At 71.1% G+C, this 25,931-nt stretch carries 22 protein-coding genes; 20 read left to right on the top strand and 2 right to left on the bottom strand.

Translation table 11 applies throughout. The features are described from left to right. Window positions 1-67: 67 nt before the first annotated feature. From argC to PV363_RS01305, 14 genes are all read left to right on the top strand, one after another. Window positions 68-1,105: an N-acetyl-gamma-glutamyl-phosphate reductase gene (gene argC / locus PV363_RS01370; RefSeq protein WP_220365645.1), complete on the top strand. Its 1,038-nt coding sequence runs from the start codon at window positions 68-70 to the stop codon at window positions 1,103-1,105. After that, window positions 1,102-2,253, top strand: a complete 1,152-nt coding sequence (gene argJ, locus PV363_RS01365; protein WP_301021531.1) for a bifunctional glutamate N-acetyltransferase/amino-acid acetyltransferase ArgJ — start codon at window positions 1,102-1,104, stop codon at window positions 2,251-2,253. The genes argC and argJ overlap by 4 nt, the downstream gene beginning before the upstream one ends. Beyond that, entirely contained in the window at window positions 2,250-3,197 is a 948-nt protein-coding gene (gene argB / locus PV363_RS01360) for an acetylglutamate kinase (RefSeq protein WP_220344678.1), read from the top strand. The genes argJ and argB overlap by 4 nt, the downstream gene beginning before the upstream one ends. Beyond that, a complete protein-coding gene (locus tag PV363_RS01355; RefSeq protein ID WP_301021530.1) occupies window positions 3,194-4,393 on the top strand; it encodes an acetylornithine transaminase in 1,200 nt (399 codons plus the stop codon). The genes argB and PV363_RS01355 overlap by 4 nt, the downstream gene beginning before the upstream one ends. Continuing rightward, window positions 4,390-5,322, top strand: a complete 933-nt coding sequence (argF, locus tag PV363_RS01350) for an ornithine carbamoyltransferase (protein WP_301021529.1) — start codon at window positions 4,390-4,392, stop codon at window positions 5,320-5,322. Before PV363_RS01355 ends, argF begins: the two co-directional genes overlap by 4 nt. After that, complete coding sequence (locus PV363_RS01345) at window positions 5,319-5,873, top strand: arginine repressor (protein WP_220347183.1); 555 nt, start codon at window positions 5,319-5,321, stop codon at window positions 5,871-5,873. The genes argF and PV363_RS01345 overlap by 4 nt, the downstream gene beginning before the upstream one ends. Further along, a complete protein-coding gene (locus PV363_RS01340) occupies window positions 5,867-7,075 on the top strand; it encodes an argininosuccinate synthase (RefSeq protein ID WP_366525436.1) in 1,209 nt (402 codons plus the stop codon). Before PV363_RS01345 ends, PV363_RS01340 begins: the two co-directional genes overlap by 7 nt. A 71-nt stretch (window positions 7,076-7,146) precedes the next feature. Next, window positions 7,147-8,520 carry an argininosuccinate lyase gene (argH, locus tag PV363_RS01335; RefSeq protein ID WP_220365999.1) on the top strand — a complete coding sequence of 458 codons (1,374 nt, stop codon included), beginning with the start codon at window positions 7,147-7,149 and terminating at the stop codon, window positions 8,518-8,520. A 108-nt stretch (window positions 8,521-8,628) separates the two neighbouring features. Then, window positions 8,629-9,639 carry a tripartite tricarboxylate transporter substrate-binding protein gene (locus PV363_RS01330; protein ID WP_301021527.1) on the top strand — a complete coding sequence of 337 codons (1,011 nt, stop codon included), beginning with the start codon at window positions 8,629-8,631 and terminating at the stop codon, window positions 9,637-9,639. Continuing rightward, window positions 9,636-10,151: a tripartite tricarboxylate transporter TctB family protein gene (locus PV363_RS01325; RefSeq protein ID WP_301021526.1), complete on the top strand. Its 516-nt coding sequence runs from the start codon at window positions 9,636-9,638 to the stop codon at window positions 10,149-10,151. The genes PV363_RS01330 and PV363_RS01325 overlap by 4 nt, the downstream gene beginning before the upstream one ends. Beyond that, entirely contained in the window at window positions 10,151-11,668 is a 1,518-nt protein-coding gene (locus tag PV363_RS01320; protein WP_220344683.1) for a tripartite tricarboxylate transporter permease, read from the top strand. Before PV363_RS01325 ends, PV363_RS01320 begins: the two co-directional genes overlap by 1 nt. Beyond that, window positions 11,665-12,075, top strand: a complete 411-nt coding sequence (locus PV363_RS01315; protein WP_220344684.1) for a universal stress protein — start codon at window positions 11,665-11,667, stop codon at window positions 12,073-12,075. The genes PV363_RS01320 and PV363_RS01315 overlap by 4 nt, the downstream gene beginning before the upstream one ends. Beyond that, the gene (locus PV363_RS01310; protein WP_220344685.1) at window positions 12,072-12,650 is read left to right on the top strand and encodes a DNA-3-methyladenine glycosylase; all 579 of its coding nucleotides are present in this window, start codon (window positions 12,072-12,074) and stop codon (window positions 12,648-12,650) included. The genes PV363_RS01315 and PV363_RS01310 overlap by 4 nt, the downstream gene beginning before the upstream one ends. 10 nt (window positions 12,651-12,660) lie before the next feature. Beyond that, window positions 12,661-13,347, top strand: coding sequence for a thioredoxin domain-containing protein (locus tag PV363_RS01305; RefSeq protein WP_301021525.1), 687 nt, complete (start codon window positions 12,661-12,663; stop codon window positions 13,345-13,347). A gap of 23 nt (window positions 13,348-13,370) precedes the next feature. On the opposite strand, the gene PV363_RS01300 is transcribed toward PV363_RS01305, so the two are convergent. Then, window positions 13,371-14,504, bottom strand: coding sequence for an ROK family transcriptional regulator (locus tag PV363_RS01300; RefSeq protein ID WP_220344687.1), 1,134 nt, complete (start codon window positions 14,502-14,504; stop codon window positions 13,371-13,373). Between the two features lie 168 nt (window positions 14,505-14,672). Between PV363_RS01300 and PV363_RS01295 the strand changes: the two genes are divergently transcribed. The 5 genes from PV363_RS01295 (at window position 14,673) to PV363_RS01275 (ending at window position 20,565) form a co-directional block, all read left to right on the top strand. Continuing rightward, a complete protein-coding gene (locus PV363_RS01295; RefSeq protein ID WP_301021524.1) occupies window positions 14,673-15,731 on the top strand; it encodes a substrate-binding domain-containing protein in 1,059 nt (352 codons plus the stop codon). A gap of 81 nt (window positions 15,732-15,812) precedes the next feature. Further along, on the top strand, window positions 15,813-16,694 hold the full coding sequence (locus PV363_RS01290; RefSeq protein ID WP_220344688.1) for an ATP-binding cassette domain-containing protein: 882 nt from the start codon (window positions 15,813-15,815) through the stop codon (window positions 16,692-16,694). Further along, the gene (locus tag PV363_RS01285) at window positions 16,691-17,920 is read left to right on the top strand and encodes a sugar ABC transporter permease (RefSeq protein ID WP_220344689.1); all 1,230 of its coding nucleotides are present in this window, start codon (window positions 16,691-16,693) and stop codon (window positions 17,918-17,920) included. Before PV363_RS01290 ends, PV363_RS01285 begins: the two co-directional genes overlap by 4 nt. A 129-nt stretch (window positions 17,921-18,049) precedes the next feature. Then, window positions 18,050-20,218, top strand: coding sequence for an MMPL family transporter (locus tag PV363_RS01280; RefSeq protein WP_301021523.1), 2,169 nt, complete (start codon window positions 18,050-18,052; stop codon window positions 20,216-20,218). Next, on the top strand, window positions 20,215-20,565 hold the full coding sequence (locus tag PV363_RS01275; protein ID WP_301021522.1) for a hypothetical protein: 351 nt from the start codon (window positions 20,215-20,217) through the stop codon (window positions 20,563-20,565). The genes PV363_RS01280 and PV363_RS01275 overlap by 4 nt, the downstream gene beginning before the upstream one ends. Before the next feature lie 13 nt (window positions 20,566-20,578). Here the strand turns inward: PV363_RS01275 and PV363_RS01270 are convergent, their stop codons facing one another. Beyond that, complete coding sequence (locus tag PV363_RS01270; RefSeq protein ID WP_301021521.1) at window positions 20,579-23,956, bottom strand: BTAD domain-containing putative transcriptional regulator; 3,378 nt, start codon at window positions 23,954-23,956, stop codon at window positions 20,579-20,581. 205 nt (window positions 23,957-24,161) lie between these two features. Between PV363_RS01270 and tyrS the strand changes: the two genes are divergently transcribed. Continuing rightward, window positions 24,162-25,421, top strand: coding sequence for a tyrosine--tRNA ligase (tyrS, locus tag PV363_RS01265; protein WP_301021520.1), 1,260 nt, complete (start codon window positions 24,162-24,164; stop codon window positions 25,419-25,421). Window positions 25,422-25,931 lie beyond the last annotated feature (510 nt).

Genomic DNA, 25,931 nt, shown 5'->3' with positions numbered 1-25,931 from the left:
GGTGGGGCCGGACGACTGGCACCACCCCCACCCCGCCTTGCAGGACCTTGCAGTCGACTGCAAGACTATGCACATGGCTTCCCTCACGATCGCCGTCGCAGGAGCGAGCGGGTACGCCGGTGGCGAGGTCCTCCGGCTGCTCCTCGCCCATCCCGAGGTCGAGATCGGGGCCCTCACCGCCGGATCGAGCGCCGGGACCGCGCTCGGTGCCCACCACCCGCACCTGACCCCGCTCGCCGGACGCACGCTCGTTGACACCACGCCTGAGACCCTCGCCGGTCACGACGTCGTGTTCCTCGGCCTCCCGCACGGCGCGTCCGCCGCGCTCGCGGGGGAGCTGGGCGACGACGTCCTCGTGGTCGACTGCGGCGCCGACTTCCGGCTGGCCGACCCCGACGAGTGGACCGCGTTCTACGGCGGCGAGCACGCCGGCACGTGGCCGTACGGCCTGCCCGAGCTTCCCGGTCAGCGCGACCGGCTGGCGGGCGCACGTCGGATCGCCGCGCCGGGCTGCTTCCCGGCCGTCACCACGCTCAGCATCCTGCCGGCGGTCGCCGAGAGCCTCGTCGAGCCCGAGGTGGTCGTTGTCGCGGCCACGGGTACCTCGGGCGCGGGCAGGTCGCTCAAGCCGCACCTCCTGGGATCGGAGGTGATGGGGCAGGCCTCGGTCTACGGCGTCGGGGGAGTTCACCGGCACACGCCGGAGATCGAGCAGAACCTGCGGCGCGCCGGTGCCGCCGACGCACGCGTCTCCTTCACTCCCGTCCTCGCCCCGATGTCGCGGGGGATCCTCGCCACGGCGAGCGCTCCGCTCGCAGCCGGAGTCGACGCCGACGCGGTCCGGGTGGCGTACGAGAAGGCCTACGCCGACGAGCCCTTCGTCCACCTGCTCCCCGAGGGACAGTGGCCGGCCACCAAGGCCGTGCTCGGATCCAACAGCGTCCACGTCCAGGTCGCGGTCGACACCAGGGTCGGGAGGGTCGTCGCGGTCGGGGCGATCGACAACCTGACCAAGGGGACGGCCGGCACGGCGATCCAGTCCATGAACCTCGCGCTCGGGCTTCCCGAGACGCTCGGTCTGCCGGTCGTCGGGGTGGCGCCGTGAGCGTGACCGCACCTCAAGGCTTCCGTGCCGCCGGCGTCGTCGCCGGTCTCAAGTCGACCGGTGAGCCCGACGTCGCCGTCGTGGTCAACGACGGCCCTCGCGCCGGTGCCGCCGCCGTCTTCACGGCCAACCGCTGCAAGGCCAACCCCGTCCTCTGGAGCGAGCAGGCGATCAAGGCCGGGAGCGCCCGTGCGGTCGTCATCAACTCCGGGGGAGCCAACTGCTACACCGGGACGGAAGGGTTCGCGACGACCCACCTGACCGCCGAGACGGCCGCCGGGCTGCTCGGGATCGCGCCGATCGAGGTCCAGGTGGCCTCGACCGGCCTGATCGGTCTGCTCAACGACCGCGACGACCTGCTCGCCGGGGTCCGGACGGCCGTCGCGTCCCTCGACGCCGAGGCCGGGCCCGACGCGGCGCGGGCGATCATGACGACCGACACCCGCCCGAAGCAGGTCGTGCTCGAGGGTGCGGGATACACCTTCGGAGCGATGGCCAAGGGCGCAGGCATGCTCGCCCCGTCTCTGGCGACGATGCTCGTCGTGATCACCACCGACGCCGTCCTGAGCGCCGAGGAGTGCGACACCGTCCTCCGGCACGCCACCGCACGCAGCTTCGACCGGCTCGACTCCGACGGCTGCCAGTCCACCAACGACACCGTCCTCCTGATGGCCAACGGCGCGTCCGGCGTAGAGCCGGACCTCGCCGAGGTCCAGGGCCAGCTGGAGACGCTGTGCCGCGACCTCGCGCTCCAGCTGCTCTCCGACGCCGAGGGCGCCGACCACGACATCGCGATCGACGTGGTCAACGCGGCCTCGGAGGCCGACGCGCTGGAGGTGGGCAGGGCCGTCTCGCGCAGTGCCTTGTTCAAGGCCGCGATCTTCGGCCGGGACCCCAACTGGGGGCGCATCCTCGCCTCGGTCGGCACCACCGCAGCGGCGTTCGATCCCGCCGACCTCGACGTTGCGATCAACGGGGTCTGGGTCTGCCGGAACAGTGGCCCAGGAGACCCGCGGGAGAAGGTCGACCTGGAGCCGAGGGCGGTCACGGTCACGATCGACCTGAAGGCCGGGTCCGCCGCGGGGACGATCTGGACCAACGACCTCACGCACTCCTACGTCCACGAGAACTCGGCGTACTCCTCATGAGCGGCACCGACCTGACGACCAACGTCCCGGCCCACTGGAAGCGGAAGACCGAGAAGGCCGCGATCCTGGCCGATGCGCTGCCGTGGCTGATGAAGTACCACGGCAAGATCATCGTCGTGAAGTACGGCGGCAACGCCATGGTCGACGACGAGCTCAAGCGGGCGTTCGCCGAGGACGTGATGTTCCTGCGCTACGCCGGCTTCCGGCCGGTGGTGGTCCACGGCGGTGGGCCGCAGATCTCGACGATGCTCGACCGGCTCGACATCCGCTCGGAGTTCCGGGGCGGGCTGCGGGTGACCACGCCCGAGGCGATGGAGGTGGTCCGCATGGTGCTCGTCGGCCAGGTCGGCCGTGAGCTCGTCGGGCTCCTCAACGCCCATGGACCTGTCGCCGTCGGATTGTCGGGCGAGGACGCCGGACTCTTCACCGCGGTCGCGACCGGCGCCGTCGTCGACGGCGAGGAGGTCGACCTCGGACTCGTAGGCACCGTGAGCGAGGTGCGTCCGGAGGCGGTTCTCGACCTGATCGAGGCCGGACGCGTCCCGGTGGTCTCGTCGGTGGCCCCAGACGCGTCGGGCCAGGTCCACAACGTCAACGCCGACACCGCCGCCGCCGCGCTCGCGGTCGCGCTCGGTGCCGAGAAGCTGCTCGTCCTGACCGACGTCGAAGGCCTCTACCGCGACTGGCCCGACAGCGACGACGTGATCGGTGAGATCGGCGTGGACGCACTGGAGGACCTGATGCCGAGCCTCGCCTCCGGCATGGTCCCCAAGATGGGCGCGTGCGCCCAGGCCGTACGAGGGGGAGTGCCACGAGCAACGGTCGTCGACGGCCGGGAGCCGCATGCCGTGCTGCTGGAGATCTTCACCGACGAGGGTGTCGGGACGCAGGTCCTCCCCGAGGCGGAGACCAAGGTACGGACCGCGTTGAGGAGGCAGGCATGAGTGCCGAGCGCACCAACCAGCAGGAGTGGCTCGAGCGCTACTCCGGCGCAGTCATGAACACCTTCGGTCCTCCGCAGCGCGTTCTCGTGCGTGGCGAGGGCGCGTACGTCTGGGACGCCGACGGCAACCGCTACCTCGACCTGCTCGCAGGCATTGCCGTCAACGTGCTGGGGCACGCCCACCCTGCGGTGGTCAAGGCGGTGACCGCGCAGATCGGCACCCTCGGTCACATCTCCAACTTCTTTGCCAGCGAGCCCCAGGTGAGCCTGGCCGAGCGGCTCCTGGCACTGCTCGGGACCGACGGCAAGGTGTTCTTCACCAACTCGGGCACCGAGGCCAACGAGGCCGCGTTCAAGCTGACACGGCGGACCGGTCGCACCCGCCTCGTGGCGGCCGCCGGCGGCTTCCACGGACGCACCATGGGTGCGCTCGCGCTCACCAGCAAGGAGGCCTACCGGGCGCCGTTCGAGCCGCTCCCGGGCGAGGTCACGTTCGTTCCCTACGGTGACGTGGAGGCGCTGCGGGCAGCGGTGGACGACACCGTGGCCGCGGTCGTGCTGGAGCCCATCCAGGGCGAGGCCGGAGCGGTGGTGCCCGGTGCCGGCTACCTGGCCGCCGCGCGCGAGATCACGAGCAGCCACGGAGCCCTGCTGTGGCTCGACGAGGTGCAGACCGGCATCGGTCGCACGGGCGCGTGGTTCGCGCACAGCACCGAAGGCATCGTGCCCGACGTCGTGACGCTCGCGAAGGGCCTCGGCGGCGGGATCCCCATCGGCGCCTGCATCGCCGTCGGTGAGGCTGGTGAGCTGCTCCAGCCCGGCAACCACGGTACGACGTTCGGCGGCAACCCGGTCGCCGCAGCGGCTGCCCACGCCGTGCTGGACACGATCGAGGGTGAAGGGCTCCTGGCGCAGGCGACCGCGACAGGGGAGAGGCTGCGCGCCGCGCTGGCCGATCACCCGATGGTCACCGATGTCTCGGGCGCCGGCCTTCTCGTCGGCATCGGGCTGCACGCTCCGGTGGCGCCGCAGGTGCAGGCCGCAGTTCTCGAGCGCGGCGTCGTGATCAACGCCGCCACTCCTCGACGGCTGCGGCTCGTGCCGCCGTTGATCCTGACCGCGGAGCAGGCCGACGAGGCCGTCGCGGTGATCATGCGCGTGCTCGACACGCACGCCAGCGAGGGGGAGAACGGATGAGGCACTTCCTGCGGGACGACGACCTGACACCTGCCGAGCAGACCGAGGTCCTGGACCTGGCCGACGCCCTCAAGGCGGCGCCGTACTCCCAGCGGCCGCTCGACGGGCCGCAGACGGTCGCGGTGATCTTCGACAAGGCCTCCACCCGGACGCGCGTCTCGTTCGCCGTGGGCGTCGCGGCGCTCGGGGGCAGTCCCCTGGTCATCGACGCGAGCAGCAGCCAGATGGGACGGGGCGAGAGCGTCGCGGACACCACGAAGGTGCTCGAGCGGATGGTGTCGGCGATCGTGTGGCGCACCTTCGCCCAGTCCGGCTTGGACGAGATGGCTGCCGTCAGCGGCGTGCCGGTGGTGAACGCGCTCAGCGACGACTTCCACCCGTGCCAGCTCCTCGCCGACCTCCTGACGGTCCGCGAGCACAAGGGCACGCTGGCGGGGCTCACCCTCACCTACCTCGGTGACGGCGCCAACAACATGGCGCACTCCTACCTCCTCGCCGGTGCCACCGCCGGGATGCACGTACGGATCGGTGCTCCGGACGACTATGCGCCCCGAGGCGACGTCCTCGACGACGCCGCCCGGATCGCCGCCTCCACGGGTGGTTCCGTCGCCGTCCTCACCGACCCGGTCGAGGCGGCGTCGGGCGCCGACGTCCTGGCGACCGACACCTGGGTGTCGATGGGCCAGGAGGACGAGAAGGCGCAGCGGGTTGCGACCTTCAGCCGGTACGGCATCACTGCGGACCTGCTCGCGCGCGCCGCCGACGACGCGATCGTCCTGCACTGCCTGCCGGCCTACCGAGGGCTCGAGATCGCCGCCGACGTCATCGACGGACCGCAGAGCGTCGTCTGGGACGAGGCCGAGAACCGTCTCCACGCGCAAAAGGCCCTCCTCGTGTGGCTGCTGGCTCGTACGGGCGGTGCCTCGTGACGACGATCCCGGCCACGAAGGCGGCGCGGCAGCAGAGAGTCGTCGAGCTCCTGCGGACGCGCGTCGTCCGGTCCCAGACCGACCTGGCCGACCTCCTCGCCGAGGACGGCGTGCTGGTCAACCCGTCGACGCTCTCGCGCGACCTCGTCGAGCTGGACGCCGTGCGAGTGCGGCACCCGGGCGGCGGCCTCGTCTACGCCGTCCCGGGAGAGGGCGGAGACCGTACGCCCCGCCCGGCCGTCGAGCCGGTCTCGGCGAACGCGCGGCTGGCCCGGTTGTGCAACGAGCTGCTGGTGTCGGCGGAGGGCTCGGCCAACCTGGTCGTCCTCCGAACACCGCCCGGCGCGGCGCAGTTCTTGGCCTCGGCCATCGACCACGCGGCGCTGGGCGCCCTGCTCGGCACGATCGCGGGGGACGACAGCGTGCTGGTGATCTGCAAGAACCCGACCGGGGGACCGGAGGTCGCGGAGGAGTTCCGCGCCCTGGCAAGCCCCGACACACTCACCTCGGCCGAGACCGGTGTCTCGGCGAAGAACAAGGAGACATCATGAGCGAACGGCTCGTACTCGCCTACTCGGGCGGACTCGACACCTCGGTCGCGATCGGCTGGCTCGGCCAGGAGGCCGACGCGGAGGTGATCGCGGTCGCCGTCGACGTCGGTCAGGGCGGCGAGGACATGGACGTGGTCCGCGAGCGCGCCCTGGCGTGCGGCGCCGTCGAGTCGATCGTGATCGATGCGAAGGACGAGTTCGCCGAGGACTACTGCCTTCCGGCGGTCCGGGCCAACGCGCTCTACCAGGACCGCTACCCGCTGGTCTCGGCGCTCTCGCGCCCGCTCATCGTCAAGCACCTCGTGGAGGCGGCGACCTACCACGGTGCGACGACGATCTCGCACGGCTGCACCGGCAAGGGCAACGACCAGGTGCGCTTCGAGGTCGGCGCCAAGGCGCTCGCCCCGCACCTCCAGGTCATCGCCCCGGTCCGCGACTACGCGTGGACGCGGGAGAAGGCCATCGCCTACGCCGACGAGCACAACCTCCCGATCGACGTCACCAAGAAGTCGCCGTACTCGATCGACCAGAACGTCTGGGGTCGCGCCGTCGAGACGGGCTTCCTCGAGGACATCTGGAACGGTCCGATCGAGGACCTCTACTCCTACACCTCCGACCCGGCGCAGCCGCGGGACGCCGACGAGGTCGTCATCGGCTTCGAGGCCGGAGCACCGGTCACGCTCGACGGCAAGCCGGTGACGATGCTCCAGGCGATCCAGCAGCTCAACATCCGTGCCGGCGCGCAGGGCGTCGGCCGGATCGACATGGTCGAGGACCGGCTCGTGGGCATCAAGAGCCGTGAGATCTACGAGGCGCCCGGCGCGGCGGCCCTGATCGCGGCCCACATGGAGCTCGAGAACGTGACCGTCGAGCGCGAGCTCGCCCGCTTCAAGCGCGGTGTCGACCAGCGTTGGGGAGAGCTGGCCTACGACGGGCTGTGGTTCTCGCCGCTCAAGGACTCGTTGGACGCCTTCATCGCGTCCTCGCAGGAGGCGGTGACCGGTGAGGTCCGGATGACGCTGCACGCCGGCAAGGCCACCGTGACCGGTCGCCGCTCCGCCACCAGCCTGTACGACTTCAACCTCGCGACGTACGACGAGGGCGACACGTTCGACCAGAGCATGGCCAAGGGCTTCATCGAGATCTTCGGCATGTCGAGCACGCTGGCCAGCAAGCGCGACCGGGCGTTGGCGGGGGAGTGACCGTGACCGGTGAGCAGGTCGCGGGAGACGAGCCGGTCGACGCAGCGGGCGGGGAGGCGGCGAAGCGGAGCGTGCTGTGGGGCAGCAGGTTCTCGTCGGGCCCCTCGCCCGAGCTCGAGGCGCTGTCGCGCTCGACGCACTTCGACTGGCGCCTCGCGCCGTACGACCTCGCGGGCTCGCGCGCCCATGCCCGGGTGCTTCGGCGCGCGGGGCTGCTGAGCGAGGACGACCTCACGGCGTTGCTGGCCGGCATCGACGCGCTGGAGGCCGACGTCGCCTCGGGCTCGTTCGTTCCCGCGCCCGGTGACGAGGACGTGCACACCGCCCTCGAGCGGGGGCTCGTCGACCGACTCGGCCCGGAGCTCGGAGGGCGGCTGCGCGCCGGCCGTTCGCGCAACGACCAGATCGCGACACTCGGCCTGCTCTACCTGCGGGACCACGCCGCCGAGATCGGCCGGCTGGTGCGAGCGCTGGTCGCCGCGCTCGCGGACCAGGCCGAGCGGCATCTCGGCGTCGCGATGCCGGGACGCACCCACCTCCAGCACGCGCAGCCGGTGCTGCTGAGCCACCACCTGCTGGCCCACGCGTGGCCGCTGGTCCGCGACCTCGACCGGCTCGCCGACTGGGATGCGCGCGTGGCCTCCGGGTCGCCGTACGGGTCGGGCGCCCTCGCCGGGTCGTCGCTCGGGCTGGATCCCGAGCAGGTGGCCTCCGACCTGGGGTTCACCGGGTCGGCCCCGAACTCGATCGACGGGACCGCGGCGCGCGACTACGTCGCCGAGTTCGCGTTCGTCGCGGCGATGATCAGCGTGGACGTCTCGCGCCTCGCCGAGGAGATCATCCTCTGGAACACCAAAGAGTTCGGCTTCGTCACGCTCGACGACGGCTTCTCGACCGGCTCCAGCATCATGCCGCAGAAGAAGAATCCCGACATCGCGGAGCTGGCCCGCGGCAAGGCCGGACGGGTCATCGGCAACCTCACCGGCCTGATGGCGACGTTGAAGGCGCTCCCGCTCGCCTACAACCGCGACCTCCAGGAGGACAAGGAGCCGGTCTTCGACACCGTCGACACGCTGGAGGTCCTGCTCCCGGCGTTCACCGGGATGATCGCCACCCTGACCTTCCACACCGAGCGGCTCGAGTCGCTGGCGCCGCAGGGCTTCGCCCTCGCGACCGACATCGCCGAGTGGCTCGTGCGCGAGGGCGTGCCCTTCCGCGAGGCGCACGAGATCTCGGGAGCGTGCGTCCGCGTCGCGGAGTCTCAGGGCAAGGAGCTGTGGGATCTCGGCGACGACGAGCTCGCGGCCGTCTCGCCGCATCTCAGGCCGGAGGTCCGCGACGTGCTCAGCGTCGAGGGATCGATCGCGTCGCGGGACGCCCGCGGGGGTACGGCACCGGTGCGCGTCGCCGAGCAGCTGGCGGAGCTTCGGACCCGGCTGGGCTGAGCCGGCACACCGGCCGGTGGTCGGCTCGACGTGACGTAGACCACGGGATGGTCCATCCTCGCAGGGGACGGACGTGCCGTACGGGCGCGCGCGACGGAACGAGGGACGATGCCGACTGACGTGAGGGACCCAGGCTCGCGGCGGGCGCGTGCCGCCTGGGTCGTGGTGCTGGTCACGGTGCTGACGGCCGTCGTCGCCGCCTGCGGGGTGACCCGCGGCGCCGACGAGGCCGACAACCGGCGCCTCCGCATGATGATCCCCAACAGCCCCGGGGGCGGCTACGACCTCACCGGACGTGCCGCCGCGCGGGTGATGGAGGACGACGGCCTGACCGGCCGATTCGAGATCACCAACGTGATCGGCGCCAGCGGCACCGTCGCGATGCAGCGCCTCCTCAACGAGCGTGACGCCGACGACCTCATGCTGACGATGGGGCTCGGCGTGGTCGGTGCGGTCTACACCAACCGGTCCGACGCCACCGTCGACAGAGCGACGCCGCTGGCGCGCCTCGTCGAGGAGTCCGAGGGCCTCCTCGTGCCGTCGGACTCGCCATTCACGACGGTCGAGGACTTCGTGAAGGCATGGAAGGCCGATCCCGGCAGCGTGTCGATCGGCGGCGGTTCCTCGCCCGGGGGACCCGACCACCTCTTCCCGATGCAGCTCGCCCAGGCGGTCGGCGTCGACCCGCGAGAGGTGAACTACGTCGCGTACGACGGCGGCGGCCCGCTGACGACGGCTCTCCTCGGCGCCAAGATCGACGTCGGGACGTCGGGTCTCGGTGAGTTCGAGGGCCAGATCGCCGAAGGCAGCCTGCGGGTCCTCGCGGTGTCGGGGGAGGAGCGGCTGGAGACCGTCGACGCACCCACCCTCAAGGAGTCCGGTGTCGACTTCGCCTTCAGCAACTGGCGTGGTGTGCTCGCGCCGCCGGGGATCAGCGACGAGCAGCGCGACGCCTTGGTGACGCTGCTCGAGGAGATGCAGGACACGGACGCATGGCGTGACGAGCTCGAGCGCAACGGTTGGACGGACGCCTTCCAGACCGGGGCCGAGTTCGAGGAATTCCTGGTCTCGCAGGACGCGCGGGTCGAGGACACCCTGAAGGAGCTGGGGCTGGTATGAGCGCGGCGAAGGCGGACGAGCCGTCGACGCGGGTCGTCGACCGCGCCCAGTACGCCCTCGCGGCGTTTCTCGCCGTGGTGGGCGGCTACGTGCTGTACGACGCCGCGACCCTGAGCGCCGGGTTCTCCGACCAGGTGCTGTCCCCGGCGGCGTTCCCCTACGTCGTCGGGAGCGCCCTCGTCGTGCTCGCGGTGCTGCTGGCCGTCGTCACCGCCCGAGGCGACGTGCCGGAGGCGGAGGCCGGCGAGGACGTCGACCTGACCGAGGGCGCCGACTGGCTCACCGTCGCCAAGCTCGTGGGCGTCTTCGTCGTCAACATCGTCCTCATCGACCTGCTGAGCTGGGCGATCACGGGGGCCCTCCTGTTCGCCGGCTGCACCTGGGTCCTGGGCAGCCGGACGCACGTGCGCGACCTCGCGATCGGCGCCGTCATGTCGGTCGGCACCTGGTACGGGTTCTACGTCGGGCTGGGCATCCCGATCCCGGCCGGGATCCTGGACGGGGTGCTCTGATGGACATGCTCCTCGACGGCTTCGCGACCGCGCTGACCCCGATCAACCTCCTCTACGCCTGCATCGGCGTGCTGCTCGGCACGTCGGTCGGCGTCCTGCCCGGCATCGGCCCGGCGATGACCGTGGCGCTGCTGCTGCCGGTGACCTACAACGTCTCGCCCGAGGGCGCCTTGATCATGTTCGCGGGGATCTACTACGGCGGGATGTACGGCGGCTCGACGACCTCGATCCTGCTCAACACGCCAGGGGAGTCGTCGTCGGTGATCACCGCGATCGAGGGCAACAAGATGGCGAAGGCGGGCCGCGCGGCCCAGGCGCTCGCCACCGCGGCGATCGGCTCGTTCGTCGCCGGCACCATCGGGACCGTGCTCCTCGTGGCGCTCGCGCCGAGCGTCGCCGACTGGGTCGTGAACCTCGGTGCTCCGTCGTACTTCGCGATCATGCTGCTCGCCCTCGTGGCGGTCACCGCCGTCCTCGGCGACTCCAAGCTGCGCGGGTTCATCTCGTTGTCGCTGGGTCTGTCGATCGGCCTGGTCGGGACGTCGACGGGTCAGCCGCGTCTCACGTTCGGCAACTCGCTGCTGGCCGACGGCATCGACATCGTGGTCGTGGCGGTCGCCATCTTCGCGATCGGGGAGGCGCTGTGGGTGGCGGCGCACCTGCGGCGTCGCCCGCTCGAGATCACGCCGGTCGGTCGGCCGTGGATGGGGCGGGCGGACTGGTCGCGCTCCTGGAGGCCGTGGCTGCGTGGCACCGCGTACGGCTTCCCGTTCGGCGCGCTCCCGGCCGGTGGCGCCGAGATGCCGACGTTCTTGTCCTACATCACCGAACGCAGGCTCTCGAAGCACCCCGAGGAGTTCGGCCACGGCGCGATCGAGGGCGTCGCCGGTCCGGAGGCGGCCAACAACGCCTCCGCCGCCGGGACCATGGTGCCGCTGCTCGCCCTGGGGCTGCCCACCACCGCGACCGCGGCGGTGATCCTGGCCTCCATGCAGAGCTACGGCCTGCAGCCGGGACCCGGCCTCTTCGACAACGAGCCGGAGCTCGTGTGGGGCCTGCTCGCCAGCCTCTTCGTCGCCAACACCCTGCTGCTCGTGCTCAACCTCCCGCTCGCGCCGGTGTGGGCGAAGCTGCTGCGCACGCCGCGGCCGTACCTGTACGCCGGGATCCTCTTCTTCGCCTCGCTCGGCGCCTACAGCGTCAACTTCCAGTGGTTCGACCTGCTGGTGCTGCTCGCGTTCGGGCTCCTCGGCCTCGCGATGCGACGGTTCGCGCTGCCGGTGCTGCCTCTCATCATCGGCGTCATCCTCGGTCCCCAGCTGGAGTACCAGCTCGGGCAGGCGCTCCAGCTCTCCGAGGGAGACTGGACCACGCTGCTCTCCGAGCCGGTCGCCGTCGTCGCGTACGTGGTGATCGCGCTGATCGTGCTGGTCCCTCTCGTCGCCCGGTTGCGCGGTGGCGGCACCGACCCGCTGGAGAAGGAGCTCGACGACCTGGAGAAGGAGGTCCGCCCATGACCGTCGTCGTGGCCTACAGCGAGGACGACCAGGGACGCGCCGCCCTCGCCCACGGTGTGGCGGAGGCGAGGTTGCGGGACACCGACCTCGTGGTCGTCAACGCGACCCGCGGGGACTCCTACGTCGACCGGCGGTTCGCCGCCGGCAGCGCGGCCGACCACCTCCGTGAGGAGCTCGTGCGGCTGGGCGTCGACGCGGTCGTCCGTCAGCCGATCGACCCCGACGTCGCCGGCGCGGTGCTCGCCGTCGTCGCGGAGGTGGGTGCCGACGAGCTCGTCATCGGGATCCGTCACCGGTCCCCGGTCGGGAAGATGATCGCCGGGAGCGTCGCCCAGCGACTCCTCCTCGACTCTCCCGTCCCCGTCCTCGCGGTGAAGCCGGACGGCCCGGCACACTCGGCAGTGTGACGGACGAGATCGAGACGCAGGCGCGGCACCTGCTGGGAGCGACCCTGACACGTGGTGACGTGACCGTGCGGATCACCGAGGTCGAGGCGTACGGCGGGACGGGCGACCCGGCGTCGCACGCCTTCCGTGGGCCGACGCCGCGCAGCGGGATCATGTTCGGACCGCCCGACGTGCTCTACGTCTACCTCTCGTACGGGATGCACTACTGCGCGAACGTGGTCGTGGGGGCCGACGGTGACGCGTCGGCCGTGCTGCTGCGGGCCGGTGAGGTGGTGCGGGGCGTCGAGACAGCCCGTGACCGGCGTGGGGGAGTGCCCGACGTCCGACTCGCTCGAGGCCCTGCCAACCTGACCTCGGCGCTCGGGATCACCATCGAGCAGAACGGGGCCACGCTCGACGGACCTCAGGTCGTGCTGCACCGCGACGCGCCGATCCCGGCCGAGGCCGTCAGTGCCGGGCCCCGGGTGGGGGTCTCACGGGCGGCCGACGTCCCGTGGCGGTTCTGGGTGACCAACGACCCGACGGTCTCGGCCTACCGCCGCAGCCCCCGGGCCGGCGACGCGGAGCCTCTGTGAGGATGGCGGCATGACTCGCTCCTGGCTCGTGACCGGACTCATGGTGTGCCTCGTGTCGTGCGTCCTCGCCGGGTGCGGCAGCGCCGCCGATGTCGCGACGGGTCGCTCAGGACCAGCCGGTGCCGCGGCGGCCGTCCCGACGCTCACCGACGGCGGCGGCGTGGTCGTCACCGCCCGCGACCTCGACCCCGCGGGCTCGTTCCCCGAGCAGGCGACCGCGGTGGCCGTCTACGTCGAGCCGCTGTGCCCGCACTGCAAGGCGTTCGCCGCTGACCAGGGGCGGCTGCTCGAGGCGCGGCTCGCGGAGGGCGCGATCACGCTCGAGTACCGGTTGGTGTCGTTCCTCGACAACGGCAGCACCGACCGCGCCTCCGCGCGGAGCGTCAACGCCGGATTGTGCGTCGCCGCCGCCGAGGGGGCGGCGGAGTACGCCGCGTTCGTCGCCGCTCTCCTGGAGCATCAGCGCCCGGGCGGTCTGTCCGACACCGACCTCGTCGGACTCGCCGATGAGGTCGGCGCCGCTGACGCGAGGTCCTGCATCGAGACCGGGCAGCACGCCGGGCTGGTCCCTGAGCTCACCGAGGACGCGCTGGGCAAGATCGACGGGACACCGGCCGTCGAGGTCGACGGCACCATGCTGACGAGCACGCCGACGACGGTAGAGCTCACCGCGCTGCTCGGCCGTACGACGGTCTGAGCGGCTGGCCGGCGCCGGGGACGTCACCCGGTCAGCGCCACCGCGTCGAGCGCGGTCACGAGGGCTCCGACGACCGAGGCCTTGTCGCCCAGCGTGGACAACCGCACCTCGATCGCTCCCTCGAGCCCGTCGACCGCGTGACGGCGCAGACCGTCACGGATGCCGTCGACGAGGATCTCGCAGGCCAGGTCCCCGCCCACCACGATCACCTCAGGGCTGAGCAGGTTCGCGAGGATCGCCGACCCTTGCCCGAGCGCCCGGCCGGCGTCCTCGAGGAGGCGCCGGGCGCCCGCGTCTCCTGAGACGGCGAGGTCGGCCAGGTCGTGGACGGCCAGGTCCGGGGCCCGTCCACGCAGCTGCTCGATCAGTCCGCTACCCCCGGCGTACGCCTCGAGGCACCCACGGCTGCCGCACCGGCACAAGGGTCCGCTCTCGTCGAGCGTCACGTGGCCGAGCTCACCGGCGGTGCCGAGCCCGCCGCGATAGAGGCGGCCGTCCAGCACCAGTCCGCAGCCGATGCCGGAGGAGGCCTTGAGGTAGGCCAGGGTCGTCACCCCGGGATCGTGGTGGTGCTCGGCGAGCGCACCGAGGTTGGCGTCGTTGTCGACCAGGATCGGGATGCCGAGCACGGCCGAGGCCACGTCGGCCGCGGCCACGCCGACCCAGCCCGGGAGGATCGAGCCGGCCGTGATGCGGCCGTCCTTCGTGATCGGCGCGGGGAGCCCGAGGCCTCCGGCGCGCACGGCGTCGCGGCTCTCCCCGAGCTCGGCGAGCAGGTCGTCGAGGAGCTCCTCCGCCAGCGCGAGGCCGTCTGCGTACCGGTGATCGTTGTCCAGCGGGCGGCGTACGCCGACCAGCGGGCGGCCGGCGAGGTCGCCGAGCGCGACCTCGAGGTGGGAGTGACCGAAGTCGAGTCCTGCGACGAGTCCGGCGCGACGGGAGATCTGGACCGTGAGGCCTCGACGGCCGGCTCCGCCGGAGGTCTCGACGAGCCCGGTGGCGACGAGCTGGCGGACGATGTTGGACACGGTCGCGGGCGCGAGATCGGTGCGGCGGGCTATCTCGGCCTGGGACACCTCCGTGGCGGTGCGGAGGACTCCCACGATGCGCTCGAGGTTGGCAGAGCGCAGCGCCGAGGGCGAGCCGGTGGGAGGCATGGGCACAACCTAATCAGATCTCGTGAGTCGTCAAGAGGTGAACATTTCACAGATATGTTTCGATTCTGCAACGCTCATTCGTTCATGACTTGACGATTACGCGGAAGGTCCCAAGACTGTCGGCGGCGGACCTGCAGCTGTCCGCACCACATCATCTGGGAGGACATCGTGAACAAGTTTGCGCGCACCGTCGTAGGGGCGGCGTCGGTCGTGGTTCTCACGGCCGCACTGGGCGCTTGCGGCGGAGACGACGACGGCGACGGAGGTGGCAGCGACAGCAAGACGATCGCGCTGCTGCTCCCCGAGACGAAGACCACCCGTTACGAGGCGTTCGACAAGCCGCTGTTCGAGGCCAAGGTCAAGGAGCTCTGCGACGACTGCGACGTCAAGTACCTCAACGCCGACCAGGACTCGGCGAAGCAGCAGCAGCAGGCCGAGTCGGCGATCACCGACGGTGCCGCCGTGCTGGTGTTCGACCCGGTCGACGGCGACGCCGCGGCCGGCGCCGTGAAGTCGGCGCAGTCGTCCAAGGTCCCGGTCGTGGCCTACGACCGGTTCATGGAGGGCGCGGACTACTACCTGTCCTTCGACAACGAGAAGGTCGGCGAGCTCCAGGGTCAGGCGCTGGTCGAGGCCACCGGTGGCTCCGGCGACATCCTGATGCTCAACGGTTCGCCCACCGACCCGAACGCCGCCCAGTTCAAGAAGGGCGCGCACAAGGCCATCGACGCCAGCGGACTGACCGTCGCGGCGGAGTACGACAACCCCGACTGGAGCCCTGACAACGCTCAGAAGTTCGTCACGTCGCAGCTCAACAACGTCGACGGCGCCGCGCTCGCCGGCGTGTACGCCGCCAACGACGGCCAGGCCGGTGGCGTGATCGCTGCCCTCCGCGCCGACGGCATGACGAAGTTCCCGCCGGTCACCGGTCAGGACGCCGAGCTCGCCGCGATCCAGCGCATCGTCAGCGGCGACCAGTACATGACGATCTACAAGTCGATCAAGACCGAGGCCGAGAAGGCCGCCGAGGTGGCGGTCGCCATCGTCAACGGCGACGACGTCGGCGAGACCACCGACTACGAGGGTGTCGACTCGTTCATCTTCGACCCGGCGGTCGTCACCAAGGACAACATCAAGGACACGGTCGTGGCTGACGGGTTCTACACGGTCGAGGACATCTGCACCCCCGAGTACGCCGACGCGTGCAAGGCTGCGGGCCTCAGCTGATCAAGCCTTCGGGGTCCGGGTGGTCACGCGCGTCGTGACCACCCGGGCTGTTCCCGTTCCTCACCATCAGCGAAGGACATCATGAACGACGGCAGCCAGCCGATCCTCTCGCTGCGCGGCATCGACAAGCGCTTCGGCGCCGTGCAAGCCCTCAGCGACGTCTCCGTCGACGTGCGCCCCGGTGAAGTGGTCGCCCTGGTCGGCGACAACGGCGCCGGCAAGTCGACCCTCGTCAAGATCATGTCGGGCGTGTACCAGCCCGACGGCGGCGAGATCGTCTTCGACGGACGCCCCGTCACGATCAACGGGCCGAAGGCCTCGCAGGCCCTCGGCATCGCGACGGTCTTCCAGGACCTTGCTCTGTGCGACAACCTCGACGTCGTCGCGAACCTCTTCCTCGGCCACGAGCGCACCAAGGCCGGAGTGCTGGACGAGGTGGAGATGGAACGCCACTCGTGGGAGCTCCTGCAGCAGCTCTCGGCCAAGATCCCGTCCGTGCGCATCCCGATCGCCTCGCTGTCCGGCGGACAGCGCCAGACGGTCGCCATCGCCCGCAGCCTCGTCGGTGAGCCCAAGGTCGTCATGCTCGACGAGCCGACCGCGGCGCTGGGTGTGGCCCAGACGGCCGAGGTCCTCAACCTGATCGAGCGGTTGCGCAAGCGTGGGCTCGGCGTCGTGCTCATCACGCACAACATGGCCGACGTCCAGGCTGTCGCGGACCGGATCTACGTCCTCCGGCTCGGACGCAACAGCGCCGAGTTCGCGATCGGCGAGGTCACGACGGAGCAGCTCGTCGCTGCCATCACCGGCGCCTCCGACAACGTTGTGGCCGAGCGTGCGGCCCGCGACCGCTCGGGGTCCCCGATCACGCCGGACGCCATCGACCCGTACGCCGTCCTGCCGGACGGCGCCGGCGGGCCGGGGCACGTGAGCCCCGACCCCGACCAGGAGCGCGACGCATGACCACGACCTACGACAAGACCGACGAGCGGCTCCTCGAGAGCGAGTCGCCCCGCGCCGTCCTCAGCGGCTTCGGGCGACGGATCCGGTCGGGCGACCTCGGCATGGCCCCGGTCATCATCGGCCTGGTCCTGATCTGGCTGATCTTCTTCCTCCAGAACGACCGGTTCCTCTCCTCGCGCAACCTCGTCAACCTCAGCCTCGACTCCGCGACGATCGGCATGATCTCGCTGGGGATCGTGCTCGTCCTGCTCCTCGGCGAGATCGACCTCTCGGTCGGCTCGGTGAGCGGCGTCGGCGGTTCGATCATGGCCGTGCTGCTGGTCTATCAGGGGTGGCCGCTGCTGACGGCGATCCTCCTCGCGCTCGCCGTGGGTGTCGCGATCGGCACGTTCTACGGCCTGCTCTTCACGCAGTTCGGTGTGCCGAGCTTCGTGATCACCCTGGCCGGACTCCTCGCGTTCCTCGGGGTCCAGCTGTGGGTGCTCGGGAGCCGCGGCACGGTCAACCTCCCGATCGACTCGTGGATCATCGAGTTCGCCAACTTCTCCTACCTGCCCGACCCGGTGTCGTACGCCCTGGCCGTCGCGATCGGTGCCGTCTATCTCGCGCTGCGGCTGCGCACGATCCGTCGCCGCCGTGCGGCGAACCTGTCGGCGCCGTCCCTGCGGGGCGCGGTGATCCGGACGGTGCTGATGGTGGCCGCGATTCTCTTCGGCGCCTGGTACCTCAACCAGGACCGCGGCGTCGGCTACATGCCGTTGTTCTGGGTGGCGATGATCGTGGCGGTCGACCTGATCCTCCGCAAGACGCGCTTCGGACGGTCGGTCTACGCGGTCGGCGGCAACGAGGAGGCAGCCCGGCGCGCCGGCGTGCCGGTGAACAGGGTCTACATCACCGTGTTCGCCGCAGCCTCGACGTTCGCCGTCCTCGGCGGGATCCTCGCCGCCGGCCGGCTGCAGTCGGTCGCCCAGTCCAGCGGTGGCACCGACACCAACCTGATGGCGATCGCGGCCGCGGTCATCGGCGGGACCAGCCTGTTCGGGGGTCGCGGCTCGGCGTACGCGGCGCTCTTCGGGATGCTCGTGCTCCAGTCGATCACCAGCGGTCTGAACCTCATCGGCGTGGAGGCCGAGGTTCGCTACATCGTCACCGGCGCGGTCCTGCTGCTCGCCGTCACGATCGACTCCCTGTCGAGACGGGCGCGCCGGAGCTCCGGCACCGCTTAGCCCTCGTCCGGGAGTCTCACCGGGGCGTCGTCGCTGCTGCGGCGACGCCCCAAGGCTTTCCCAAGGGATCCGCAAGCGGCTCGCGTGAGGCTCGTTGTCATCCAGACCGGATGACAAGGAGCACTGGTGATGTCCAGCATGTTGTACCGCCTCGGTCGAGCGACCGCGGCGCACCCGTGGCGCACGGTCAGCGCATGGCTCGTCGTGGTCGTCGGGGTGCTCGCGCTCGCCGCGAGCGCCGGAGGCACGACCCAAGACGACTGGGACGTGCCCGGCGCCGAGGGCCAGGTCGGCCTCGACGCCCTCCGCACCCACCTCCCGGAGTCCGGTGGCGCGAGCGCACTGGTCGCCGTCCACGACCCTGACGGAGGCGCGCTCGTCCGAGCCGACCTGTCCCGGATCGCCGGCACGCTGGAGGACGTCCCGCACGTCGCTCAGGTCTCGCCCCCGAGGCTGTCGGCCGACTCCGACACGGCACTGCTCACCCTGCGCTACGACGTGCCGGTCACCCACCACGAGGTCATGGGCGCGCTCGAACCATTGGAGGACGCGGTCTCGGCCGCGGGGGTCGACGGCCTCGACGTCGAGTACGGGGGAGAGGTCCCCGGGTCGGCGATGGAGATGAGCGGCCGTGGCGAGCTGATCGGCGTGAGCGTCGCTCTGGTCATCCTCGTGCTCACGTTCGGCTCCGTCGTGGCAGCAGGTCTGCCGCTCGCGGTCGCCCTCGTGGGTCTCGCGGTCGGGAGCGCAGGGGTCACGCTGCTTGCCGCGGTGATCGACGTCAGCTCGACCGCCCCGACCGTCGCGACGATGGTGGGGCTGGGCGTCGGCATCGACTACGCGCTGCTGCTCGTGACTCGCTTCGTCGAGGAGCTCCGCCGCGGCCGGTCCAGGGTCGACGCCGCAGGGACCGCGGTGGCGACCGCCGGCCGCTCCGTGGTGTTCGCGGGCCTCACGGTGCTCGTGTCGTTGACGGGCCTGGGCCTTGCCGGTCTGCCGACGTACTCGGCGTTCGGGGCGGCGACCGCGATCGCGGTCGCCTCGGTCATGGCGACCGCGCTGACGCTGGTGCCCGCGCTCTGCGGTCTCGCCGGCCATCGCCTCGTGGCGCGGAAAGACCGTGGGCGTCCCTACGAGAACGGTGGCCCGCGCAGCGTGCGCCGGACCCTCACGGGACGGTGGGCGCGCCGGGTCTGCGAACGGCCGCTCCCGTGGGCGCTCGCGGCACTCGTCGTCCTGATCGCCCTGGCTGCACCCGCGCTCGGCATGCGGACCTTCCCGCAGGACGCCAGCGCGGACCCTGCCTCGTTCACGACCCGCCAGGCCTACGACCTCGTCGCCGCGGAGTTCGGGCACGGCGCCAACGGGCCGTTGACCTTCGTGAGCGACACCGGTGCGGTCGACCCCACCGACACCGAGCGCCTCCGCTCCGACCTCCTCGACGACCCGCGCATCACGTCGGTCGGTCCCGCGACCACGTCGGTCGACGGGGCGATCACCGTCTTCGACGCGCAACCGGCGACGGGTCCGCAGGACGAGCGCACCAGCGACCTCATCGCGTCTCTACGGACCGATGGGCTCCCTGACGGCGTCGAGCTGACCGGCACGACGGTGATCCTCGCCGACATCTCGACCATGCTGTCCGAGCGGATGTGGGTGGTCGTCGGCTTCGTGGTCCTCGTCTCGATGCTCCTGCTCGCGATGATGTTCCGGTCGGTCATCATCCCGCTCAAGGCCGCCACGATGAACCTGCTGTCGATCGGTGCCGCGTACGGGGTCGTGACCCTCGTCTTCCAGCACGGGTGGGGCTCGTCCCTGCTCGGGATGGACCGCGCTGTCCCTGTCTCGAGCTGGGTACCGATCCTGATGTTCGCGATCCTGTTCGGGCTCTCGATGGACTACGAGGTGTTCCTGCTGTCACGGATCCGCGAGGCCTGGTTGCGGACGGGGGACGCGCGGGGATCGGTGGTCACCGGCCTCAGCGCGAGCGCACGGGTGATCTCGAGTGCGGCGGCGATCATGGTGGCGGTCTTCCTCGGGTTCGCGACCGAGGACACCGTCCTCGTCAAGATGCTGGGACTCGGGATGGCGGTGGCCGTCGCACTCGACGCGACCCTGGTCCGCCTCGTGCTCGTCCCGGCCACGATGACGCTGCTCGGTCGCGCGAACTGGTGGCTGCCGCCCTGGATCGACCGGCGGCTCCCGCACGTACGCGCCGAGCTGGACGCCGGCGCAGTCACCGCACCGGCGCCGTCCGGTCCTGGTGCGACCGACGAGAGAGAGCAGGCTCCGGCATGAACGGCATGAAGGGCACGAACGACATGAACGGCACGACGCGCGAGCACCCCCTCCAGCACGAGGTCACGGCGGTCGTCGAGGCCGCACGGACGACGCCGCTCGGCGACCGGTTGGCGTGGGCACGCCTGCACCGCCGCTGGGGCCGGCTCAGCGGCGCACCACAGACCGAGGCTTTGATGCGCCAGGAGACCGATCTGGCGGAGACCATGGCGGTGTGCGGGGAAGGGCTCGCGTGGATGGCCGGCAACGGAGATCGCGCCATCCGGGCGGCGCTTCTCGTCAGGCTCGTGCAGACCGGGCGGCGGATCGACTGTCTGCTCGCGGGCAGCGGCACCCTGACGCCCTGAGCGCCGCCGAGGCTCAGAAGCCGTGCAGGTCCCGTTGACGGAGGAACCACTGCTCCGCCAACGGGATCTGCCACGTCTGCATCAGCCGTACGGCGTCGTCGGCGTGCCGCGTCGCGAGCCCGATGTCGTCGTCGGCAGCGGCGGCGAGCGCGAGGAACGCGTCGACCGGTCCCATGGCGATCGTCGAGCCGGCGCTCAGGACGCCCCCGCGCAGCGGGGCGAGCCGATCGTAGGCGGCTGCTGCCAGGTCGCCGTCGCCGAGAGCGAGCCCGACCTCGGCCCCGAACCCCCAGATCAGCGGAGCGATCCAGCTCTCGTCGTCGAGCGTCGGTCGTGAGGTCTCGAAGAGCTCCCGGGCCGCGTCCGTACGACCGAGTCGCAGCAGGAAGCCGGTCGCGGCCATGTGGATCGGCACCCGCGCTGCCGCCACCAGCTCATCGAGGACGCCGTCCTCGCGGTCGTCGAGACCACCCCAGATCGCGAGCACGAGCATCAGGCCGCCGACGGCGTCGTACTTGTGGGGCACGGCGATGGTGTCGACGAGCGTCATGAGGCCGTCCAGGGTCGCTCGGGCCTCCTCGAGCTCGCCGCGCATCGCGAGCCACGGCAGGCGCATGCAGTCCAGGAACCACCGGACGTAGGTCAGCTGGAGATCGTCCGCGAGACCGTCGGCCTCCGCCAGGTCACGCTCGAGGTCCTCGACATGACCGAGCTCGCCGTGGACCGCGGCCCGCTGCGCGAGCGCCATCGCCTCACCCCGGGCATCGCCGAGCCGGCGGGCGATCGCGACCGCCTCGTCGGCGAGTGCCAGCCGTTGAACGGCCGTCCACGGACGCCAGACCGCCAGGAACGCCGCGGAGCACATCTCCATCAGGAGCGCGTCGTCACCGAGCCGTCGCGCCATCTCGAGTCCTTCGGCGACGAGCAGCTGGCACTCGGACTCCGTGGCGCTGTAGTACACCTCGTTGGCCAGGCTGATCAGCAGCGTGCACCGCAGGGGCGAGTCCCCGCCCGGCAGCGCGGCGAGAGCGCGCCGCTGGGCGCCGACGATGGTCTCCTTCGTCTCGCCGAAGGTCGGGCTCTGCCACAGCGCGCCGCGCGTCGTCGCGACCGCGGCCCGGGCGAGCAGCTCGGGGTCGCCGAGCTTGTCCGCCACCGTGATCGCCTCCTCGACGGCGTCGGTCAGGTCGTCCCAGCGGGCCGCCCAACGCGTCGCGTCGGCGCGCGCCAGCAGGAGCTCGTACCGGTCGGAGAGGGTGGCATCGGGGTCGAGGTCGATGCGGCTGAGGGCCAGGGCCAGGAGCTCGGCGGCCTCCTCGTGGCCGTGGCGGCGCTGCGCGGCGAGCGCGGCCCGGTACGCCGACGTCCACGCCTGCGCGGCATGGTCCTCACCCGCATCGGCCCAGTGCCGCGCGATCTCCGCGGTCCGGCTGGAGGCGCGCTGGTCGAGCCGGAGCGCCTCGGCGATCCGGGCGTGCATGCGCTGGCGGCGCGACGGCGACAGCGTCGCGTACACCGCGTCCCGCACGAGCGCGTGCGAGAAGCGGAACCGGTCGTCCCCCTCGTCGCGCACCATCCCCGCGGAGGTCGCGGGCTCGAGGCGGTCGAGGACCGTGAGGTCGTCGAGCCCTGTGCTGCTCACGACGGTGGGCAGGTCGAAACGTCGTCCCACGACGGCGGCGTGACGGAGCACGTCGAGCGTGCCGTCGGGCACCGCGGCCAGTCGGCGCCGTACGACGTCGGTGACGGCGGTCGGCGGCTCGAGCGCCACGTCGCCCCCCGCCTCGTCGAGGAGCCGGGCGTACTCGACCACGAAGAAGGGGTTGCCGTCCGTACGCTCCTGCATCACCCGGGCCGTCGCAGGGGCGACGGGGTGCGAGGAGAGGGCCGTCAAGACTTCCCCGGTCTCCGCCGCGGAGAGACCCGTCAGCGCCACTGACACCGCGTGCCTGCGCGCGAGCGCCTCGAGCGTCTCCGCGACGGCCCCGTCCTGCTCGGCGTGGGTGCGCATCGTCACCATCAGGAGCAACCGGCCCTCGTCGGCGACGGCGCAGAGGTGGCGCAGAACGCCCAACGAGGACGGGTCGGCCCACTGGAGGTCGTCGAGCGCGACGACCAGCGGCTGCTCGTCCGCGGCGTCGAGCACCTGCCGGCAGATCTGCTCCCACGCGGCGAACCTCTCGCTGTCCGGGTCGCCGCCCACGGCGGTCGGGACGTCGCCACCCAGCCCTTCGAGAACGGCTTCCCACGGCCACAGCGGCGGCGCGCCGCTGTCCTGGGAGCAGCGTCCGACGAGGACGCGCGCTCCGCGCTCGCGGGCGCGCGCCAGCACCTCGGCGACGAGGCGCGACTTGCCGATCCCCGGCTCACCCACGAGGCAGGCGAATTGCGGGCGCCCGGTCTCGGCCACCTCGTACCGGTCCAGGAGGACGGCCAGCTCGCGGTCGCGGCCGACCATCGGCCACGCAGGCAGCTGCGGCAGTCGGGGCTGAGGCCCTCGAGGGAGAAGACTTCGAGGGGGAGCGGGCGCCGTCTGCGGCTCGGCCGTCGCCGTCGAGGGTGACGACGGAGTCGTCTCGGTCCAGGTGATCGCCGGGTCCTGCCGCAGGATCGCCGCCTGTACCTCCTGCACCTGGGTCCCGGGCTGGATACCGAGATCCTCGTCGAGCGTCGAGGTGAGCACCCGGACGGCCTGGAGCGCGTCAGCCTGACGTCCGCTGCGCGCCAGGGCCACCGCGCGCAGCGTCCAGAGCCGTTCACGGAGGGGGTGCTGCGTCGTCAGCGACTCGAGCTCGGCCGCGACCGTCGCGTGCTCGCCCTGCGCGAGTCGTACGGCGGCGCGGTCCTCGCAGGCGACAAGACGTAGCTCGTCGAGACGGGCACGCTCGGCGACGGCCTGAGGGTGCTCGCCGAGTTCGTCGTACGGACGCCCGCGCCACAGACCGATGGCGGCGTCGAGGTCACGCGCAGCCTGCTCCAGCACGTCGGCTGTCGTGACACCGGGTCGGGGGATGGCGTGCCGGACGAGCGGACCGAGCCGCCGGTGGGCCCCGTGCATGAGATCGCTCGCGGTGGCGGCGTCGAGCGCGAGGCCCGACGTGTCGAGGACGTACCCACCGCTCGAGGTCCGCAGCGGCGGGTCCGCGTCGTCGGGCACCACGGTCGCCAACGCCCTGCGGAGGCCGGAGACGTAGGCCTGGAGCGTGCCGTGCGCACCGGCCGGGGGACGGCCGCCCCAGAGGTAGTCGATCAGGGTGTCGACGCTCTGGACGCTCCCGGCGCCGAGCGCGAGCGCGGCGAGCAGGACGCGGTGCTTGCGCGTCCCGAGCGCGACCGGCGGCGAGGCCTGCTCGCGGTGCATCTCGACCGGGCCGAGAACAGCGAGCCACATGGCCCTGAGCATAAGCGCGTGCCGGTCCCGGGACCGGCGATCTCCCGTACGCCGAGCCGATCCCGAGGGATCGTCCCACCATCGCGACCGCCGACCGGGGGCACGGAGTCGGGCGCCGTCACGGCGCGCTGCGTGCGCCGTGCGGCAGACTTGCAGGGAGATCGGCCTCGTTCCTGGCCGCGATCACCGACAGAGGAGACATCACGTGACCACCCATGTCCTGGACGACCTCGAGGCGCGCGGACTCGTCGCGCACTCGACGGACCGAGACGCCCTGCGCGCCGATCTGTCCGCGGGGCCGGTCACGTACTACGTCGGTTTCGACCCGACGGCGCCCAGCCTGCACATGGGCAACCTCCTCCAGCTGCTCACCGCGCGGCGCCTCCAGCTGGCAGGACACCGGCCGCTGATCCTCGTCGGCGGCTCGACAGGTCTGATCGGCGATCCCCGCGACGTGGGGGAGCGCACGATGAACAGCCGCGACACCGTCGCGGAATGGGTCGAGCGGATCCAGGCGCAGGTCGAGCAGTTCGTGTCCTTCGAGGGTGACAACGCCGCGCGCGTCGTCAACAACCTCGACTGGACGAAAGACGTCAACGTCATCGACTTCCTGCGCGACATCGGCAAGCACTTCCCGGTCAACCGGATGCTCGACCGCCAGGTCGTCGCGAGCCGGCTGGAGTCGGGGATCAGCTACACCGAGTTCAGCTATGTACTGCTCCAGTCGATGGACTACCTCGAGCTCTACCGCCGGTACGGCACCTCGTTGCAGACCGGCGGCAGCGACCAGTGGGGCAACATCACGGCCGGCGTGGAGCTGGTGCGGCGCGCCGAGGGTGCCAAGGTCCACGCACTGTCCACGCCCCTGATCACCAAGGCCGACGGCACCAAGTTCGGCAAGTCGACCGGGGGAGCGCTCTGGCTCGATCCCGAGATGCTCTCGCCGTACGCCTTCTACCAGACCTGGATCCAGGCGGAGGACACGAAGGTCGTCGAGTACCTCCGGCAGTTCACGTTCCTCGATCTCGAGGAGATCGACGCGATCGCGGCGGAGTCGGCCGAGAAGCCCGGGTTGAGGATTGCCCAGCGCAGGCTCGCCGCCGAGGTGACGGCTCTGGTGCACGGAGCAGACGAGGTCAAGGCGGCCGAGCAGGCCTCTGCCGCACTCTTCGGCCGGGCCGAGCTCGGTGATCTGCCCGAGTCGACGCTGCGAGCAGCCCTGAGCGAGGCCGGCCTGGTCGCCGTCCCACGGGGAACCACCGTCGTCGACGCATTGGTGAGCGCCGGCCTTGTCGACAGCCGGTCTGCGGCACGTCGAGCAGTGACCGAGGGTGGGGCGTACGTCAACAACGTCCGCGCCGAGGATCCCGAGGCGACGCTCGACGACGCCGGCCTGCACGGGGGCCTGGTGGTCCTGCGGCGCGGCAAGAAGGCGGTCGCAGGCGCCGAGGTGAGCAGCGCCTGACCGGTCTGTCCAGGCTTGTCCGAGAGATCCCCGAGGCTCGACGCCCCAACGCGGCGCCGGGCCTCGGGCTTTCCGACCCAAAACCCCCCTGACCTGCGAAGACAGTGTTTGTGAGCCAGCCCACACGACCCCGATTTGACCGGCCGTTTTCCGCCGCGTAATGTTCTTCTTGTTGCCGGGGACGGCGGCGGGCAAGGCCGAGAGGCCGGGCACGCGGCCCTGGTAGACACCCCCCTCTCTCTGAGACCACCGACCGGCTGGCCATCTTGGCTGCCGAGCAAAGCTCTGGTAGGTTTGGGGGTCGCGCCTTGGTCTGATGCTCCTGTGTGGGGTTGAGGGTTTTGTGTGTCTGATGTTTGAGAACTCAACAGTGTGTCAAAAGTCGACGAGATAATCAGCGACCTTGATGATGGCCTGGTTTTGCTGGGTTGTTGTTTTGGTCAAATTCCGTGACAGAATTATTTGTCAGCAAATAGTGATGTCCGGGGTTGAACGTTTTTGTTGTGCCTG

This window comes from Mumia sp. (genome assembly GCF_028803055.1).
In the GTDB taxonomy this organism is placed as follows: domain Bacteria; phylum Actinomycetota; class Actinomycetes; order Propionibacteriales; family Nocardioidaceae; genus Mumia.
This window is presented reverse-complemented; position numbering and strand designations above follow the sequence as displayed.

Coding starts and splice junctions, on each gene's coding strand:
- argF (WP_301021529.1), top strand. CDS start 4,390: ATGAGGCACTTCCTGCGGGACGACGACCTGACACCTGCCGAGCAGACC.
- PV363_RS01320 (WP_220344683.1), top strand. CDS start 10,151: ATGGACATGCTCCTCGACGGCTTCGCGACCGCGCTGACCCCGATCAAC.
- PV363_RS01305 (WP_301021525.1), top strand. CDS start 12,661: ATGACTCGCTCCTGGCTCGTGACCGGACTCATGGTGTGCCTCGTGTCG.
- PV363_RS01325 (WP_301021526.1), top strand. CDS start 9,636: ATGAGCGCGGCGAAGGCGGACGAGCCGTCGACGCGGGTCGTCGACCGC.
- PV363_RS01300 (WP_220344687.1), bottom strand. CDS start 14,504: ATGCCTCCCACCGGCTCGCCCTCGGCGCTGCGCTCTGCCAACCTCGAG.
- PV363_RS01330 (WP_301021527.1), top strand. CDS start 8,629: ATGCCGACTGACGTGAGGGACCCAGGCTCGCGGCGGGCGCGTGCCGCC.
- argC (WP_220365645.1), top strand. CDS start 68: ATGCACATGGCTTCCCTCACGATCGCCGTCGCAGGAGCGAGCGGGTAC.
- PV363_RS01285 (WP_220344689.1), top strand. CDS start 16,691: ATGACCACGACCTACGACAAGACCGACGAGCGGCTCCTCGAGAGCGAG.
- PV363_RS01315 (WP_220344684.1), top strand. CDS start 11,665: ATGACCGTCGTCGTGGCCTACAGCGAGGACGACCAGGGACGCGCCGCC.
- PV363_RS01270 (WP_301021521.1), bottom strand. CDS start 23,956: ATGTGGCTCGCTGTTCTCGGCCCGGTCGAGATGCACCGCGAGCAGGCC.
- PV363_RS01290 (WP_220344688.1), top strand. CDS start 15,813: ATGAACGACGGCAGCCAGCCGATCCTCTCGCTGCGCGGCATCGACAAG.
- argB (WP_220344678.1), top strand. CDS start 2,250: ATGAGCGGCACCGACCTGACGACCAACGTCCCGGCCCACTGGAAGCGG.
- PV363_RS01280 (WP_301021523.1), top strand. CDS start 18,050: ATGTCCAGCATGTTGTACCGCCTCGGTCGAGCGACCGCGGCGCACCCG.
- PV363_RS01275 (WP_301021522.1), top strand. CDS start 20,215: ATGAACGGCATGAAGGGCACGAACGACATGAACGGCACGACGCGCGAG.
- PV363_RS01355 (WP_301021530.1), top strand. CDS start 3,194: ATGAGTGCCGAGCGCACCAACCAGCAGGAGTGGCTCGAGCGCTACTCC.